15 protein-coding genes are annotated in these 16,307 nt (G+C 62.1%); 7 read left to right on the forward strand and 8 right to left on the reverse strand.

Translation table 11 applies throughout. From position 1 onward, the window contains the following. Window positions 1-4: 4 nt before the first annotated feature. The 4 genes from purS to FFA61_RS00620 all read left to right on the forward strand — a co-directional run bounded on the left by purS (window position 5) and on the right by FFA61_RS00620 (window position 4,616). Window positions 5-268 (forward strand): phosphoribosylformylglycinamidine synthase subunit PurS, encoded by a 264-nt coding sequence (gene purS, locus FFA61_RS00605; protein WP_005962442.1) that lies wholly within the window; start codon window positions 5-7, stop codon window positions 266-268. Next, window positions 265-975 (forward strand): phosphoribosylformylglycinamidine synthase subunit PurQ, encoded by a 711-nt coding sequence (gene purQ / locus FFA61_RS00610; protein WP_005962441.1) that lies wholly within the window; start codon window positions 265-267, stop codon window positions 973-975. The genes purS and purQ overlap by 4 nt, the downstream gene beginning before the upstream one ends. An 83-nt stretch (window positions 976-1,058) precedes the next feature. Further along, window positions 1,059-3,425, forward strand: a complete 2,367-nt coding sequence (gene purL, locus FFA61_RS00615; RefSeq protein WP_005962440.1) for a phosphoribosylformylglycinamidine synthase subunit PurL — start codon at window positions 1,059-1,061, stop codon at window positions 3,423-3,425. A 414-nt stretch (window positions 3,426-3,839) separates the two neighbouring features. Continuing rightward, window positions 3,840-4,616: a CDP-alcohol phosphatidyltransferase family protein gene (locus tag FFA61_RS00620; RefSeq protein ID WP_005962439.1), complete on the forward strand. Its 777-nt coding sequence runs from the start codon at window positions 3,840-3,842 to the stop codon at window positions 4,614-4,616. A 64-nt stretch (window positions 4,617-4,680) separates the two neighbouring features. Here FFA61_RS00620 and FFA61_RS00625 read toward each other — a convergent pair whose 3' ends face one another. Both FFA61_RS00625 and FFA61_RS00630 read right to left on the reverse strand, forming a co-directional pair. Beyond that, a complete protein-coding gene (locus tag FFA61_RS00625) occupies window positions 4,681-5,634 on the reverse strand; it encodes a hypothetical protein (RefSeq protein ID WP_005962438.1) in 954 nt (317 codons plus the stop codon). A 29-nt stretch (window positions 5,635-5,663) separates the two neighbouring features. Next, a complete protein-coding gene (locus FFA61_RS00630) occupies window positions 5,664-5,933 on the reverse strand; it encodes a hypothetical protein (RefSeq protein WP_005962437.1) in 270 nt (89 codons plus the stop codon). 22 nt (window positions 5,934-5,955) lie between these two features. Here FFA61_RS00630 and FFA61_RS00635 point away from each other — a divergent pair, with 22 nt between their 5' ends. After that, entirely contained in the window at window positions 5,956-6,321 is a 366-nt protein-coding gene (locus FFA61_RS00635; RefSeq protein WP_005962436.1) for a sterol carrier family protein, read from the forward strand. Window positions 6,322-6,430: 109 nt separating this feature from the next. Here the strand turns inward: FFA61_RS00635 and FFA61_RS00640 are convergent, their stop codons facing one another. Beyond that, the gene (locus FFA61_RS00640) at window positions 6,431-6,694 is read right to left on the reverse strand and encodes a DUF4235 domain-containing protein (RefSeq protein ID WP_005962435.1); all 264 of its coding nucleotides are present in this window, start codon (window positions 6,692-6,694) and stop codon (window positions 6,431-6,433) included. Between the two features lie 162 nt (window positions 6,695-6,856). Here FFA61_RS00640 and FFA61_RS00645 point away from each other — a divergent pair, with 162 nt between their 5' ends. After that, window positions 6,857-7,981 carry a hypothetical protein gene (locus tag FFA61_RS00645; protein WP_005962434.1) on the forward strand — a complete coding sequence of 375 codons (1,125 nt, stop codon included), beginning with the start codon at window positions 6,857-6,859 and terminating at the stop codon, window positions 7,979-7,981. 34 nt (window positions 7,982-8,015) lie between these two features. On the opposite strand, the gene FFA61_RS00650 is transcribed toward FFA61_RS00645, so the two are convergent. From FFA61_RS00650 to FFA61_RS00670, 5 genes are all read right to left on the reverse strand, one after another. Continuing rightward, window positions 8,016-9,335, reverse strand: coding sequence for a DUF4921 family protein (locus FFA61_RS00650; RefSeq protein ID WP_005962433.1), 1,320 nt, complete (start codon window positions 9,333-9,335; stop codon window positions 8,016-8,018). A gap of 181 nt (window positions 9,336-9,516) precedes the next feature. After that, window positions 9,517-9,927 (reverse strand): ACT domain-containing protein, encoded by a 411-nt coding sequence (locus tag FFA61_RS00655; RefSeq protein ID WP_005962432.1) that lies wholly within the window; start codon window positions 9,925-9,927, stop codon window positions 9,517-9,519. 119 nt (window positions 9,928-10,046) lie between these two features. Then, entirely contained in the window at window positions 10,047-10,892 is an 846-nt protein-coding gene (locus tag FFA61_RS00660) for an aldo/keto reductase (protein ID WP_005962431.1), read from the reverse strand. A gap of 296 nt (window positions 10,893-11,188) precedes the next feature. Then, window positions 11,189-13,351, reverse strand: coding sequence for an ABC transporter ATP-binding protein (locus tag FFA61_RS09480; protein ID WP_005962430.1), 2,163 nt, complete (start codon window positions 13,349-13,351; stop codon window positions 11,189-11,191). Then, entirely contained in the window at window positions 13,348-15,087 is a 1,740-nt protein-coding gene (locus FFA61_RS00670; protein WP_005962429.1) for an ABC transporter ATP-binding protein, read from the reverse strand. The genes FFA61_RS09480 and FFA61_RS00670 overlap by 4 nt, the downstream gene beginning before the upstream one ends. A 446-nt stretch (window positions 15,088-15,533) precedes the next feature. Between FFA61_RS00670 and FFA61_RS00675 the strand changes: the two genes are divergently transcribed. Then, complete coding sequence (locus tag FFA61_RS00675) at window positions 15,534-16,265, forward strand: hypothetical protein (protein WP_005962428.1); 732 nt, start codon at window positions 15,534-15,536, stop codon at window positions 16,263-16,265. Window positions 16,266-16,307 lie beyond the last annotated feature (42 nt).

The raw sequence follows: 16,307 nt of genomic DNA on the forward strand, positions 1-16,307 counted from the left end.
CGCCGTGGGGCGAATCATCGTGGAAGTGATGCCGAAGCCGGAAATCCTGGACCCCCAGGGCAAAGCAGTCGGATCAGCGCTGCCCAGGCTCGGGATCACGAGCTTCACTTCGGTCCGCCAGGGCAAATGCTTCCACCTCAGCGTTGAAGGCCCAGTGACCGAAGAGCTCCTCGCTCAGGCCCGCACAGCCGCCGAAGAGGTCCTCTCGAACCCGATCATCGAGGACGTCGTGCGCGTTGAGGCCCTCCCAGAGGAGGAGGCCAAGTGACCCGCATTGGAGTCATCACCTTCCCCGGCACCCTCGACGACCAGGATGCGGCGCGCGCAGTGCGCCTCGCTGGCGGCGAGCCCATTGCCCTGTGGCACAAGGACAGCGAACTGCATGGAGTCGACGCGGTCATCATCCCCGGGGGCTTCTCCTACGGCGACTACCTGCGCTGTGGTGCAATCGCCGCGACAGCGCCCGTCATGAGGGAAATCATCGAACAAGCTGGGAAAGGCATGCCCGTCCTCGGCATCTGCAACGGCTTTCAGGTCCTATGCGAAGCCCACCTCCTGCCCGGCGCGCTCATCCGCAACGACCACCAAAAATTCTTGTGCCGCGACCAGGTTCTACGCATCGAGAACAGCGACACCATGTGGACCAAGTCCTTCACACAAGGTGACCTCATCACCGTCCCCCTCAAGAACGGCGAAGGTAACTTCCAGGCCAGCCCCGAAGAACTCGAACGCCTCGAGGGCGAGGGCCGCGTCGTCTTCCGCTACATGGAGGGCAACCCCAATGGTTCGGCCAAAGACATCGCAGGAGTCGCGAACGATGCGGGCAATGTCGTCGGCCTCATGCCCCACCCCGAGCACGCCATCGAGTCCGGTTTCGGGCCGCTTAGCGTTGACGCTTCCGGCGCCCACCTCGGCCACGGAGGCACGCAGGGCCTGGGGATCTTCCAGTCCGTCCTGGCTAGCCTCCTTCGCTGACCCGGCATCCGTCGACACCAGCGGGCACACCGCATAGACCCAAGGAACCCCGGGCGTTGAGCCCGAAAAGGAACGGAACGCAAATGACCGCCGAGCTCGTCCCCACCGCCCCCCGCGAACTACCCGACACCATCGAGGACGCCGCCGCAACACCTTCCAAAGAGATGCCGTGGAAGGAACTCGGACTCAAAGCCGATGAATACGAGCGGATCGTTGAAATCCTCGATCGTCGCCCCACGAACGCTGAACTCGCCATGTACTCCGTCATGTGGTCGGAGCACTGCAGCTACAAGTCATCGAAGAAACACCTCGTCGAACAATTCGGCAAGCGCACCAGCGAAGAGATGAAACGCCACCTCCTCGTCGGCATGGGCCAGAACGCCGGAGTCGTCGACATCGGTGGCGGATGGGCCGTCACCTTCAAAGTCGAATCCCACAACCACCCCTCCTTCGTTGAGCCCTACCAGGGGGCTGCGACCGGAGTCGGCGGGATCGTCCGTGACATCATCTCCATGGGTGCGCGCCCCGTTGCCGTCATGGATCAACTCCGCTTCGGCTCCGTCGACCACCCGGACACGGCTCGCGTCGTCCACGGTGTCGTCTCCGGCGTCGGCGGCTACGGCAACTGCCTCGGCCTGCCTAACATCGGCGGGGAAACCGAATTCGACTCCTCCTACCAGGGCAACCCCCTCGTCAACGCCCTATGCGTCGGGACTTTGCGCCACGAGGACATTCACCTTGCCAACGCGACCGGTGAAGGCAACCTCGTCGTCCTCTTCGGTGCTCGCACCGGCGGTGACGGCATCGGCGGTGCCTCGATCCTCGCCTCGGAAACCTTCGAAGATGGGATGCCCGCCAAACGCCCCTCCGTGCAGGTCGGCGACCCTTTCATGGAGAAGGTCTTGATCGAATGCTGCCTCGACCTGTTCAAAGCCGGGGTCGTCCAGGGCATCCAGGACCTGGGAGCTGCGGGCATTTCCTGCGCGACCTCGGAGCTTGCCTCCAATGGTGATTCAGGGATGCACGTTGACCTCGAGAAGGTCCTCCTGCGCGACCCGAGCCTCACCGCCGGTGAGATCCTCATGTCCGAATCCCAAGAACGCATGATGGCGATCGTCACTCCCGAGGACGAGGAGCACTTCTTCGAGATCATCGACAAGTGGGACGTTGAGGCCTCCATCATCGGCGAACTCACCGGCGATGGTCGCCTCACCATCGACCACTTCGGTCACCGCATCGTCGACGTGGACCCGAAGACCGTCGCCCATGAGGGCCCCGTCTACGACCGTCCCTACGCCCGCCCGCTGTGGCAAGACGAACTCCAGGCCAATACTTCCGCCGCGCTTGCCCGCCCTTCCTCCTCCGAAGAGCTCGTCGCAGACATCATGAGTGTCCTCACGGATGTCAACCAGGCGTCGAAAGCGTGGGTGACCGACCAATACGACCGTTATGTGCAGGGCAACACCGCCCTCGCACAGCCCGACGACGCGGGCGTCGTACGTGTTGACGAGGAGAGTGGTCTTGGGGTTGCTCTGGCGACGGACGCGAACGGCTGGTACACGAAACTCGATCCGGCAATGGGCGCGAAGCAGGCGCTCGCCGAGTCCTACCGCAATGTGGCGATCGTCGGCGCGGAACCAGTCGCCATCACTGACTGCCTGAACTTCGGTAATCCTGAGGACACGGATGCGATGTGGCAGCTCGTCACCGCGATGACGGCCCTCGCTGATGGTTGCATCGAACTCGGCATTCCCGTCACCGGCGGTAATGTGTCGCTCTACAACTCCTCTGGAACGGAGAAGAACCTCCCAAACTCTTCGATCAACCCGACTCCCGTCGTCGGCATGCTCGGAATCATGGAGGATGTCAGCCGCGCGAACCCCTCGGGTTTCACGGAGGAGGGGCTCGCGGTCGTTCTCCTCGGCGATACCCGCGATGAGCTTGACGGCTCCGCGTGGGCGCGCATCCGTCACGGCCACCTCGGCGGCCTTCCCCCGCAGGTCGATCTGAGCGCCGAGGTCGCCCTCGGCAACGTGGTCCGCGCCCTCAGTGCCGCAGATGACCCTCAGGGCCGTCCGCTCATTCGCGCCGCGCACGACCTGTCGAATGGTGGTCTTGCGCAGTCCCTCGTCGACATGTGCCTGCGTTTCGGCGTCGGCGGGTCTTTCGATCTGAGTGAGGCGGCGGGCATATCGGGCCTGGGCGACTTCGAAATGCTCTTCTCTGAGTCCCAGGGGCGCGCTCTCATCGCCGTTCATGAAGCCGCACTTCCGGCCGTGTACGCGGCTGCCGAGGCCGAGGGCGTGCGGGCGACGAGGATCGGCACGAGCGGAGGCGAGCTGCTCGCCGTTCTCGGCACGGACCTGCTCGGAGAGGGAGAAAAGCCCTGGATCGCTGATCTGGGGGAGCTTCGAGCCGCCTCTGAAGCGGCACTGAGGGATCGTTTCTGATCGCCCTGCCTTTCTCGCCTCGACATCGCTCAGGAGTCCAGCCTGAGTCTGTTCAGGGCGGGGGAGGGGTGGAGGGCGTGTTTCGAGCGCATCTGTTCGAGGGGTGTGCGCGCTGCTGTGCGGCGCGCACACCCGCGCACGGCAGATGCCCATTCGGGGGACGTCGCTTGTTGGGGGATAGTCGAGGGACACCGCTTGTTGCGAGATAGGACCTGCGAGGCGGAGCCCACACGCTCCTTCCTTTGCGAGGCCGTGAAACCTACGGCCCGTGACTTGAGGGCTCGGACTCAAAGCCCGAGCCCTCTCAGGGGATTCCCTGATTCTCTTCGCCCACCAGCCTTAAGTCCTCGAGATTCTTGTTTTCTTAGCGCACACTAGAGTCCAGTTCATCCAGACTCATCAGGAGACTCCTTCATGTCCACGCCTTGCGAAAACGCGGAGACAGCATCGCAACCCCAGGTTGAGCCCACCCTCAACCCTGCAGCGCCATCCGCATCGGAGAAAATCGCCGCTTGGGCTGTACACGCCTTCACCATGTCAGGTCTCGCCTGGGCGATGCTCGCGGCCATCGCCCTCGTGGAAGGAGAGATCAAATGGATGTGGTTCTGGCTCCTGATTTCCCTCATTGTGGATGGGGTCGATGGGACTCTGGCCCGTCACTTCCGCGTCAAAGAGGTCGTGCCCTGGTTCGACGGCGGTGTCCTCGACAATGTCGTCGACTACATCACCTGGACCTTCCTTCCGGCGATGTTCATGTACCTCTACTTGCCTTTCGGCTCGAAGACCATTGGGCTCATCGCCGCCGTTGTCGCCGTCGTATCCTCGGTGTTCTGCTATGCGAATGCGGGGGAGAAATCGAATGATTCGTACTTCGTGGGCTTCCCCGCTGCGTGGAATGTCGTTGCTCTCGCGATGTACCTCCTCCACACTCCCGTGTGGTTCAACATTGCGGCGACCATCATCTTGGCGGTCCTCACTCTGGTTCCCCTGCACTACACGCATCCCATGCGGGTGAGGCGCTACCGGATGGTGAACCTCATTGCGACCGGAACCTGGATCGGGGCCGTCGCCGTCCTCGTGTGGATGCATCCTTTCGCTCCAGTGTGGGCGCTCGTTGTTTTCTGGGTCTCTGCAGCATGGTTCTTGTTAAGCGGCATCTTCCGCACGATCCGCGGTCGCGACGACGAGTAATTCCCCGGGGTCCGAATGATCGCATCCGCGATGAATCGGATTCACCGCCCCACAAGCCTGACGCTCAGCGCCCCTCGCGAAGCCCCCGTGCAACCAGACGGTCCCGCAACCAGCGGATCCCCTCCAGAGCAATTGCGCCGACAATCATTGCGACCACAAAAGCCGTCACACCCGGCGGATAGTTCTTACCGTGCATCCAGAAATAGACGTAGGGCGACACAAAAGTCACGATCGTCACAATGAGCCCGGCAAAGCGCGTGAAGAAGGTCCTCCCCGCTACAAGAGCAAGAAGACCCCAGGTATAGGGAATCGCCGTGATGATGTCGATCAGCCACAAGACCCAGACCCGCCCGTGGAAACCCGGAACGAGGACGACGGGCAGCGCCCTCAGCGATGAGTAGACGAACACGACGAAATAGGCGACGAATCGGGGATCAATGATGAGCCGGGCAAGACGAGAGCGCTCGCGGATACGGACCTGGGCGCGCCGCAGTGCTGCGATCGCTCGATGCGAGGCACGCAAAGTATCCGCATTGCGCAGAACATGACGAAGGTAATGAGCCTTCTCAGGATTCTCAGACCATGCGGTGACGAGCGCAACCGGGTTGAGGGCGATCGGGATCTTCTGGTCGGCGCGCATCGGCCCGGCAATACGGATGAGCTCACTCCCAATGAAGTCTTCGAGAGTATCGAGAGAATCGGCGGACACGACAGACAGCCAGAGGGTACAGCGGTGTTCCAAAGCTTCTTTCAGGCGGTGGCCGAATGCGATACCCCAGGAGTTGGGGCGCAGAACATCGGGGCTCGCCTCCTGAGCGAACTCGTCGAGCGCTTCAATGTAGGCGGTGTGCCTGACAGCGAGCGAACCGATGCGATCCACCCCGGAGACTTCCTTCAACACCTCCGGGTCCCAGTTGCCGTTTCGTGCTTCGGGGGTGTCGAGGACGGAACCGGAAACGAGGAAACGCTCCCACGGCCGAAGATCGCACTTCGTCTGTAGGTGGTCAGCCTTCTTCATGGCCCTCCTTGAGTCGGTGTCGCGTCCTCTCACCAGGAGAAAACACGGATGGATGAGAAGTCTGCTGAGCGGGGAGGCGAATGCAGGTCCTCGGCCTCTCCGGCGTTGTGCTTCACAAGAAGACGCTGAACGAGGCTGGTGGTGTTCCTCAGCTGGTTTCTCCTGGTAGTGGGACCTTTCTGAAAGAAGAGCACCGGGGGTGGCACCTCTGGGGAAGAGGCAGCACTGCCGTGCTTAGAGTCTGCCAGGTGAAAGCCCTCCTCGGCTATCCGGGACCCCCTGTATTCGTCCTCCATCATTGGCTGCCTTTAGGATTTACGCATGTCGAAACGCCGGATCAGCTCCGAAGAAGGCCTATTAGCACTTCGCACATGGGCGCGCGAAGGAGAGGACACTGAGCGCGCACTCATGCTGACCGCTGTTCGCTTTTCATTGGAGGAACTCGGCGCTTTGCATCCTGGGCGAGCCGTCGAAGTCCGAGTCCCCCCGGCGGGTGCGGTCCAGATCCTCCCAGGAACGACTCACCGCCGGGGCACACCTCCCGCTGTTGTGGAAACCTCGATGCAGGTGTGGCTCTCCCTCGTCACGGGGTGCTTGAGCTGGGAGGACGCCATTTCTGATGGGCGAATCCAAGCTTCGGGGGAGCGAACGGATCTCGCGCCCTTTTTCCCGTACCTGTCGTTGTAACCCCCTCCGCGCCGCAGGGTCGGTTCCTTAAGTGCGGGGTCCTTGCCGACGGGGAGAGCTCAAGTCCTCCTGGGATTGAAACCCCTCCCCCTTGCAGGACCCCTTGCCCTCATCCCCAGTTTCTCGACTCGCGCAGCCTCCGGCTGTTCATTTTCTTCGCAGCACGGAAGGCATAACGCTCTGCAACCGCGCCAATCGCAGCGGAGGCTGCGGCGAACACAATGAGGGAGATCAAAGCGGCCTCGTCATCGTCCTCGCGCGGAACATCCCTGCCGGTCGCGGCTTTCCACGCGACTTCGACGATCTTGCCGGCAGCGAGCGCCGAAACCGCCATCACGCCCGCGCTCGCGAGCTTCCAACCAAGATCCTCCATGATCTCCTCCTAGGCTGAGACAAGGGAAAGGGCCCGGACCAACGGGCACCACAGTTCATACCTGCTTCATCATGCCGCATGACAGGAAACTGCGCAGGTCCACCGAAGCGTGCTTTCCGGCCTAAACTATCCACTGTTCGCCGCCACGCCAAAGGAGTTCTGATGGAATCGACTCGCCGACCGATCATGATCGGAGCTGGACTTGCCGCGTGCATCCTCCTTGCGGCCTGTACCCCGGCAGTCAGTCCCTCATACGAGTCTGTTGACCCCTTCGACAAACCGATCGAACCCAACGGGATGGGCGCGCAAGCATCGCAGTCCGCTTCCGAGGGGAGCCTGGGAGCACCAGAGCCCCTGAAAGGCTCAGGCAGCGTGAAGCTCGCCGTAATGGAGGGCCAAAGGCTTCCCGCCTCAGTTGAAGAAGCTTTCCACACGTACACAGGATTCACCCTTGAACAGAAGGAAGTGGCCTCCGCTTCGCACATCTTGGGACTCGGAGTGGACGCGGTGATCGGTCTGGGAGCCAATGACCTCTTCGAGGCGGGCTCCGCCCTTGGCACAACACCCGCTCTCGACCTCGTCCCTGAAGGAACCGGGGTTGAGGGGGTGGCCTCCGAACTCGCCTATGGCAGGGACGACGTGTGCGTCCTGGCAGACCGGGGCTGGATGTCGGCGAATAGGCGCTCAATGCCAAGCGGAATCGAAATGCTCGCGAGCACGGATCATGCCCAATTGCTGGCGTTCCCGGACCCGGACCACTTTTCACCTTCCGCTCTCTTCATCGCGGGCGCACGCGCGAAACTCGGTGAAGGCATGGGACAGTGGGCCTTCGACATGAGGGCCGGGGGAGCTCTCATCGCCTCGCAGGAGGAGGCGAACTCCTCGTGGACTGCTCTCGAACCGCCCCAGTCAGATGCGCAGCCGTCGCGTCCGCTCATGATCGCCCCGATGAGCGCGATCATGCGCTCCACCACGAACACGGGGGTCGAGGCCGCAGCCCAAGCCCTTGATGCGAGCTGTGTGCAACGCTACCTTTATGCAGCCCCCGCAGCAGATGCTGCGAATGAGAAGGGCGCGACTTCGTTCATGACCTGGTTGCTCACCTGGTCGGGCCAGCATGCACTCGCCGAGGCGGGAGTCGCGTATCCCCTGGATCCTCAGGCCGTGGAGAACACTCCGGCGCACTGGTTCCTCACGCCCAAGTCTGATGCCCTCATCCTTGATGAGACGGCGATCAAGAATACTGGGGACGCGCTCGCCCAATGGGATGCGGCGAGCAACGGCTGAGATCGAGACGAGCCCCGGGAAAATCCCAGACTCTTCAGTCTGAGAGCATCTCCGGGCTGACGCGGCACTCCTTGCCGATCTTCATCGGAGCGATCGTGCCGGCCTCACGCATTTCCAGAAGACGTGGAACGAGCTTGTCGACGACATTCCACGGGTCGATGGTGTTGAGGTAGATACGAGTCCCGCCCTCGAAACCCGCGAGCGTCGAAATGCGCCACTTGAGCAGGATCCTGAAGCGCATCGGAGTGCGCACCGAGGGAGGACGGTGGTACCACTCCTCGTTGCAGGGCACATCCACGCCAGTGGCAGCGTGCATTGCGTGCAGCAGGTCGGAGACGGAACGCATCTGTTCTTCGGAGAGCTCCCAGGGGTTCTTCGGAGAATACAGGGGCCAGATCGCGACCCCCGGGAAACGGTGGCCGAAACCGGCCATTGCAATGGCATGCTCGTTTTGCGCGATGAGGAGCTTACGGGTCGCAGCGACTTTGAGGATCTCATCGTAGATTCCGGGTTGGGAGCGCAAGCGATTGAGCTCCGCCTCCGTTTGAACGGAGAAGTCGTCAATCGCGACGAGCTGCTTGTGCAAGTGGTCGAAGGAGGCTCCCGCGGGTTTCAACCAGTTCTGGAAGGTCGCGACGTAGCGGACGTGCTCATCGAGACCGTAGAGCTCATTCATTGTGCGCGCCGTGAAGGCCGTGTACTGGTAGTGCTCCTCGGGAGTGAGAGTGCCCGAACCTGCGAGCGCGGTCGTATCCATCGCACCATCGACATAGTGGCGGCGAGCGACGATCAGATCATGGCCGCCGGAGAAGAAGCCATTGGCCTGCTGAAGCTTTTGAGAATCCCCCATCGCTTCGAACTCTTCGGCGGAAACACCCGAGGCGAGCATACGGGCCCTCACAACGCGCATGATGTGCTCGTAGCCCTCGGGAGAGGCCAGGTACTCCGCCATACGACGATGCTCGGATTCGGAGGGGATGTGCCCGTGATTGAGATGCCAATAGTTGTAGGAAACGATCTCAAACAGGTTCGGGATGCGCCTGAACTCCGCTACCTGCTGAGAAAGGCGTTCAGCCGGAAGCCCGGCGATTTCGCGCCAGGACCCGTCCTCGTCAATGACGAGACGTGACTTCTCCGGTGGGGTCTCAAGGTAGCGGGCATCGCAGAAGGCGCAGTGGTGGCCGTCGCGTGAATGGTCGATCGGCAAAGGATCGGGGTGTGGGACCGATAGAGGGCGGTTGCCTCGCCCTGGGACGGTCCACACCTCGGTTCCGGTGAGAAGGTTGTGCTGTTTGACCGTGCCGTCTGCGAGTCGCATAATGGCGCGATCCGTCCGCGAGAGCTCCTTTGCCATGCCTCCATCCTACCTGTTGGGACACGAGTCGCGAGGGCGGCACCGACTCCCCTCGCTTGTGGGCAGGCCAATTCCGCCAACTCTGGTGGGGCAGAGGCGTGGCCAAGTCCCCTCGCGTGTGGGGAAAGCAAAGCCTCGGTTCTGGGACGGGCAGGTGCTGAGTTGTGGGGCAGACAGGCGCTCAGTTGTGAGGCAGCCAGCCGCGAGCGTTCTTCCCCAGCTCAATGAGCAGCTGAGCGGCCTCGGCGGCGCGATCCGCCTGGACGAAGAAATGATCGTGACGGGCGCAGGCAATCGGGTTCGCGACAATGGAACGCGCCGAGAGGATCTGCGCGATAGTTGCGGTCACACCGATCGAGTCGAGGTCAGCCTGCAAACCGAGGGAGAGGTGCGCGTAGGTCTTGTCCACGGGCAGGCCCACGGCCTCGGCTTCGGATTTTTCAAGGACGACGGTGAGCATGTCATCATCGCGGATCACTGCGAAAGGATGTGTGCCGGCAGGGACCTCATCGACGAGGGCGAAAACGTACTCTCCCTGGGGTGTGGGGGAGAGGGTGGCGAGCATCTGGTCAAGAGCCTGAGGATCGGACATGCGCGAAAGACTAGCGCGGAAAGGACCTCACTTCCCACCCCGTCCCACTGCTGGACAGGCGCAGACTCACACCAGCAGAGAGCAAAAAAAGAGTATTCGCTTGTGATCTGCGCTGACGCTCAGAGGCGGTTCATTGTGTCGGGGTGGGAACCCGTGCGCCCGGCCTCGCCCTCGTCGAGGGAGGAGATGAGGGCGCACTCCTCAGTTGAAAGCTCGAGGCCCACGGCCTCACGGTTCTCCAACTGGCGCGCAGGGTCCAAGGACTTCGGGAAAACCGCGTCCCCGCGCTGCAGTGCCCAGGCGAGTGCGACCTGGGCGGCGCTCTTGGCGTGGGCGGCCCCGATCTTGGCCAGGATCGGATCACATGTCGCGCGGCCTCGCGCCAGAGGGGACCAGGCTTCAATCGTCATGCCGAGGGAGCGCGCATAGTCGCGGAGCGCATTATTCGGCAGGTAGGGGTTGGCTTCGATCTGCAGGACATGCGGAGAAACGGAAGCGACTTTGAGGACTTCGTCGATGTGCGATGCCTGGTAGTTCGACAAACCGATCGCTTGAGCCTGACCCAGGTCGTAGAACTCCTCGAGCACCGGCCACGGCAGGGCGACATTCCCCTCGTAGAGTCCGGGCAGTGGCCAGTGAACGAGGAAGAGATCCACGTAATCGCTCTGCAAGTCTTCGAGGCTCTGCTTGAAGGAATCGCGCGCGGCCTGAGGCTCGTGATTACGGTTGTTGAGCTTCGAGGTGAGGAAGATCTGCTCGCGCGGAATCCCCGATTCTACGATTGCGCGCCCGACTTCAACCTCATTTCCATACATCTGCGCGGTGTCGATGTGCCGGTATCCAAGCTCCAAAGCAGAGGAGACCGCGTCGAAGGTGTCCTCGGGGCTGATCTTGAAGGTGCCGAATCCGAACTGGGGCATCGCTTTGCCGTTTGAAAGGACAAGGTTCGGGATCTGAGGAGACATGGTGGTCCTTGGGGTTAGAGGATCACAGCTGTGCTGCGCCCCCTCAGTCTCGCACTTCGATCCTCGAGGGCGTGGGTGAACAGAGAGAAGCGCCGACACTCAGCGAGAAGTCGGGGCACGGGACGCCCTGGACCTTGCGGCTGGCCTCCCCGTGTCGCGCGAGAGGGCTCTTCCAAGAGAACCCACTTCCGTACGGGAGGGCCTCCACTCTTGGGAGAAGCCTCCTGAGCTGCGAGGCGGAAGGGAAGACGAAAATGAGGCTGCGACGCGGTAGTCAGGCCACGGCTGGGGTGATCTCAGATCGTTGAAGCCTCAGTAGGACCGGCGAACTGGGCGTTGTAGAGGCGCGCGTAGGCGCCACCCGCGGCGAGGAGTTCCTCGTGCCGCCCCATCTCCACGACATCGCCCTGCTCCATGACGAGAATGACATCGGCATCGCGGATCGTCGAGAGACGGTGGGCGATGACGAAGGCGGTGCGACCCTCGCGCAAACGATCCATGGCCTTTTGGACGAGGACCTCGGTGCGGGTGTCGACCGAAGAGGTCGCTTCGTCGAGGATGAGAATGTCGGGCCTGGACACGAAGGCTCTCGCGATCGTGAGGAGCTGCCTCTCGCCCTGGGAGATGACATCCGCCGAGTCGGAGACATGCGTCTCGTAGCCTTCGGGCAGGTGGCGAATCAAACGATCCGCAGCGGTCTGCTTCGCAGCGTCAACGACCTCCTCAGAGCTGGCGTCATCGGAGCCGAAAGCGATGTTTTCCTCAATGGTGCCCTCGAAGAGCCAGGTGTCTTGCAAGACCATCCCCATATGAGCACGCAGCACATCCTTATCAAGAGTGGAGATGTCCACCCCATCAAGAGTGATCCGACCCGAGTCGAGCTCGTAGAAGCGCATGAGCAGATTGACGAGTGTCGTCTTGCCTGCGCCGGTCGGGCCGATAATGGCAACCATCTGCCCGGGATCGACCTCGAGAGACAAATCCTGAATGATCGGCGTGCCCTCGACGTAGGAGAAACGCACGTGGTCGAAAACGACACGGCCCGAAACGTGCTCCTCTTCGCCAGCGCCTGAGTCGCCCTCGTCAAGGATGCTGCCAGCGTGAAGGGCCCTCCCCTTAGCGAGGCTCTCCCCCTCGGCGCGGAGGGTGCCTTGAGTGAGCTCAGCACTTTCCGCGCTTTCGGCATTGTTGACACCATCAGCGCGACCAGCACTTTCAGTGAGTTCGGCAGCGACAGCAACAGCGCCGGTGGCTTTGCGCGCTTCGGCCAAGGACTTCGCGCCCCTGTCAGGAGCCATCTCCTGCGCGTCGAGGAACTCAAAGACCCGTTCAGCGGAGGCGACGCCCGACTGGAGTGAGTTCATCATCTGCGCGAGCTGGCCGATCGGCTGGTTGAGTTGGCGCGAGTACTGGATGAATGCCTGCACATCGCCCAGGGACATGGAGCCCTTCGCGACCATGAGGCCGCCACCGACCGCGACGATCACATAGGAAATGTTCGAGATCATGTTCATCAGCGGCATCACGAGGTTCGAAATGAATTGCGCGATGAAGCTTGAACGATACAAGGCCGTGTTCGACTTCTCGAAGGCGGTGGTGTAGCGCCCTTCCAGGCCGTAGAGGGCGAGGACCTCGTGTCCGGAGATCGTCTCTTCAACGAGATCTGAGACTTCGCCGGTGGACTTCCACTGCTGGCGGAACTGAGGCTGTGCCTTGCTCATGAGAACCCCGGTGAGCGCCCCGCCCAGCGGAATGACAATAAGAGCAAGAAGGGTGAGCTTCCACGAGAGGGTGAGCATCATTGTGAGAATGCCGAGGACCATGAGGACCGCTTGGAACAACTGCGAGAGGGTCTGGTTCATGACCTGAGCGATATTGTCCACGTCGTTCGACACTCGTGACATGAGGTCGCCGCGCGAGTGCGAATCAAAGTAGGACAGGGGCAGTTTCTCGATCTTCCTTTGCACCTTGTCGCGCAAACGCCAGCCGAGGTTTTGCACCGCGATCCGAAGAACCCAGCCGCTGAGAAAAGAGATGAGGGCTGCGGCGAGGTAGATGCCGACCGTGATGAGAAGGACCCTGCCGAGGGCGTCGAAGTCGATGCCCGCCCCCGGAGTGATGTCCATGGAGTCGAGCATCCTCGCCAGATCCGTCTTTCCTTGGGCTTCGAGGGCGGCGACGGCCGCTTCCTTCGAGGGTGCCTGAGCGATCATCTTGGAGACGACGCCGTTGAAGATAATGTCGGTGCCTTTGCCAAGGACCTTCGGTGCGGCCACGTTGAAAGCCACTGAGAACACGGCGGCGATGAGAGCGATGGACACGAACCAGTAGTCGGGGCGCAGTTCCCCGATCAGGCGTTTGAAGGAGCCGGAGAAATCCTTCGATTTTTCAACGGGCCGATTCATTGCCTCATGGGGGTTTCGAGGACGAGGGGCTTGACGTGTTTCCCGCGAGCTCATGCTGCTTCCTCTTCCTTCATCTGAGAGGCGACGATCTCCTTGTAGGTCTCGCAGGACGAGAGCAGTTCGGCGTGGGTGCCGCGCCCGATGATGCGCCCATCTTCGAGGACGAGGATCTCGTCCGCGTGGCGGATCGAGGCGACCCTTTGCCCGACGATGAGGATGGCCGCACCATTGGTGTAGGTGTTGAGGCCGAGGCGCAGCTTCGCGTCCGTTGCGTAGTCGAGGGCCGAGAAGGAGTCATCGAAGACGTACAGCTCGGCCGCCCGGTACAGGGCTCGTGCAATGGCCAGGCGCTGGCGCTGGCCCCCGGAGAAGTTCGCTCCACCGGGCTCGACCTCGTGATCGATCCCATTGGGGAGGGCGGAAACGAACTCTTTCGCCTGCGCCCCTTCGAGCGCGAGTTCCACCCTGGCGCGTTGCGCGGCGTCGGGGTTTTCCACGCCTGAGACGGTGGAGGCGATTGTGCCGGAGAACAAATAGGCTTTCTGGGGGACCATCGCGATGCGCGAGCGCAGCTCCGAGAGAGGGAGGTCTTTGAGGTCCTGGCCGTTGACGGCGAGGCGACCGCCTGTCGGATCGATCATGCGCGGCAGCAGATTCACGAGGGTCGTCTTACCGGAGGCCGTCGCGCCGATGATGGCGGTCGTCGTGCCCGGGCGGAGCGTGAGGTTCAGGTCTTCGAGGACGGCCTCCTCGGCTCCGGGGTAACGGAAAGCGGCTCCTTCGAAGGTGAAGGTCCACGCTCCGCTCGGGAGTGCGGCCGGGGCATCTGCCTCCTTCACGGTGGCTTCGTGGTCGAGGACTTCGGTGATGCGTCGAGCCGCCACATTTGCGCGCGGAACCATGATGAAGATCATTGCTGCCATCATGACCGCGCCGGAGATCATGCCGACGTAGTTGATGTAGGCGATCATTGAACCGATTTGCAGTTCATTAGAGTCGATGAGGATTGAAGCGAGCCAGAGGACGCCGACGGTCGAGATTGAGATGACCACCATGACGGCGGGGAACAGGAAGGCGAACCAGGAACCGATGGACAGGGCGACCCTACGGAGCTGATCGTTCGCCTCGGTATAGCGTTCGCGGATGAAGTCCTGGCGGATGAAGGCGCGGATGACGCGGATCCCGGCCAGTTCTTCGCGCAGAGCCGTATTCATATTGTCGATGCGGGTTTGCTGCACGTGGAACAGTGGGCTGAGGCGCCTCATGACGAGGGCGATGATGACGGTGAGGAGGGGAACGAGGACGAGAAGGACCGCTGAGAGCTTGACGTCTTGGCGCAGTGCCATGATGACGCCGCCGACACCCATGATCGGGGCGCCGATCATGATGGAGAAGGTGAGCATCACCGTCGTTTGGATCTGCTGGATGTCATTCGTTGAGCGGGTGATGAGCGAGGAGGCGCCGAAGGAGTGGTAGTCCTGGGTGGAGAATCCGTGGATCTTCGTGAAGATGTCGGAGCGCAGGTGTGCTCCGAGGGACATGGCGAGGCGGGCCCCCAGGTAGATCGCGAGCGCGGTGCACAGCATCTGCGCGAAGGCGATGGCGAGCATTTGCGCGCCGAAGTGCCAGATGAGCCCGGTGTTGCCTTGAGCGACGCCCTCGTCGATGATGCGGGCGTTGAGGTCTGGCAGTTCGAGGGAAGCGATTGTCGCTGCGGTTTGAAGGACGACGACTGCGAGGACTTCCCAGACTCGCGCTTTTAGATGTCGCGATGCAAGGCTGAAGAGCATGGGGACTTCTTCCAAAGAGCAATTTTCAGGTTGCTGAAAAGTGTAGCGCCGAGGTGACGGAGTGTCGTCTTCGAGGGGGTGGAGGGGCTCGCTGTGGGTGACAAGGATGGGGGCGCGCTCTGGTGTGCGGCGAGCCTCTCGGGCGAGAGGCGTGGGCGCAAGCTGGTCTGATCGCATCGCAGACGGGCTGTGGGGCCTGCGGGCGAGGGGCCCATGAGCCCAGGGCATGGTCGCAAGCTGGTCTGATCGCATCGCAGACGGGGGTGGAGGGGCTCACGGTGCGGACCTAAGGATGGGGCCTCGCGCTGTGGTGCGCGGCGGGGCTCTCGGGCGAGAGGCGTGATCGTGAAGGAAGGTGTCAGCGCCGGAGTGCCCATGGTGGGGGCTCGCGGAGAGGAATTGAAGTGGGGGACTCGAGGCCCAGGCCAGCTTGCTACAATGAAGGGGTGAATGAGCCCACGACTCAACCCAAAGCAGAACGCGCCGGGGAAGACGAATCCACCCCGCGCACCCCTAAGGCCCGAACCACGGCCTTCACCGATGCTCAGATCGAAGCAGGATTCTGGCTATTGGCTTCGCGAGCCCACCCCTCGGCCCTGGAGCTTGACGAGACCCGCACCGACGAGACCCTCTTCGACACCCTCAAGCCGCTGATCGGCAAGAATAACCTCACTCGCGACAAGGTGAAGAAGGCGATCGCTCCGATCCTCGCCGCGAAAGAGGCTGCGGCGGCTGGGAAACTCCCTCAGCTTTCCGCCGCACGCGCCGACGAGGTCCGAAAACTCATCTTGAAAGAATGGAGAATCTCGTCCAGCAAAGGCGCTCTGCTGTGGCCGACGGGTTCGAGGACGATTGCGGTTCGCCTCGGGAAAGGAAAATGGAACGATGCCCTGGCGCGTCTTGGTCTTCGGGCGAGTGGACGAGGACGGGCACAAGGTTCGGGGCGTTTCAATGAGGCCGTAATGCGCACAATCCTCACCGAATTCCTCGAAACCACGGAGACTACGGGACTGAGCGCCACCTTGGGCGGCTACACCTCATGGTCGAAAGAGCAGCGCGCTTTGGGGCGTCAAGATGTTCCCTCGACCGCCAGCGTTCGTCAGCGTTTCGGTACCTGGGGGAAGGCCATGGAATTCGCGTCTCGCACTGAAGAGGACAGCGGTCAAGGACTGGGATAGTATCGTTGCGTTTCCGTGTTTATCTGCCCAAATCCAGGGTCG

Origin of the sequence: Schaalia cardiffensis F0333 (assembly GCF_005886435.1) — a bacterium.
GTDB classification, from domain to species: Bacteria; Actinomycetota; Actinomycetes; order Actinomycetales; family Actinomycetaceae; genus Pauljensenia; species Pauljensenia cardiffensis.

Bases quoted from the DNA above. Each gene is read 5' to 3' on its own strand.
- FFA61_RS00635 (WP_005962436.1), top strand. From the start codon at position 5,956: ATGTCGAAACGCCGGATCAGCTCCGAAGAAGGCCTATTAGCACTTCGC.
- FFA61_RS00645 (WP_005962434.1), top strand. From the start codon at position 6,857: ATGGAATCGACTCGCCGACCGATCATGATCGGAGCTGGACTTGCCGCG.
- FFA61_RS00660 (WP_005962431.1), bottom strand. From the start codon at position 10,892: ATGTCTCCTCAGATCCCGAACCTTGTCCTTTCAAACGGCAAAGCGATG.
- FFA61_RS00625 (WP_005962438.1), bottom strand. From the start codon at position 5,634: ATGAAGAAGGCTGACCACCTACAGACGAAGTGCGATCTTCGGCCGTGG.
- FFA61_RS00620 (WP_005962439.1), top strand. From the start codon at position 3,840: ATGTCCACGCCTTGCGAAAACGCGGAGACAGCATCGCAACCCCAGGTT.
- purL (WP_005962440.1), top strand. From the start codon at position 1,059: ATGACCGCCGAGCTCGTCCCCACCGCCCCCCGCGAACTACCCGACACC.
- FFA61_RS00640 (WP_005962435.1), bottom strand. From the start codon at position 6,694: ATGGAGGATCTTGGTTGGAAGCTCGCGAGCGCGGGCGTGATGGCGGTT.
- FFA61_RS00630 (WP_005962437.1), bottom strand. From the start codon at position 5,933: ATGATGGAGGACGAATACAGGGGGTCCCGGATAGCCGAGGAGGGCTTT.
- FFA61_RS00670 (WP_005962429.1), bottom strand. From the start codon at position 15,087: ATGCTCTTCAGCCTTGCATCGCGACATCTAAAAGCGCGAGTCTGGGAA.
- FFA61_RS00650 (WP_005962433.1), bottom strand. From the start codon at position 9,335: ATGGCAAAGGAGCTCTCGCGGACGGATCGCGCCATTATGCGACTCGCA.
- FFA61_RS00655 (WP_005962432.1), bottom strand. From the start codon at position 9,927: ATGTCCGATCCTCAGGCTCTTGACCAGATGCTCGCCACCCTCTCCCCC.
- FFA61_RS09480 (WP_005962430.1), bottom strand. From the start codon at position 13,351: ATGAGCTCGCGGGAAACACGTCAAGCCCCTCGTCCTCGAAACCCCCAT.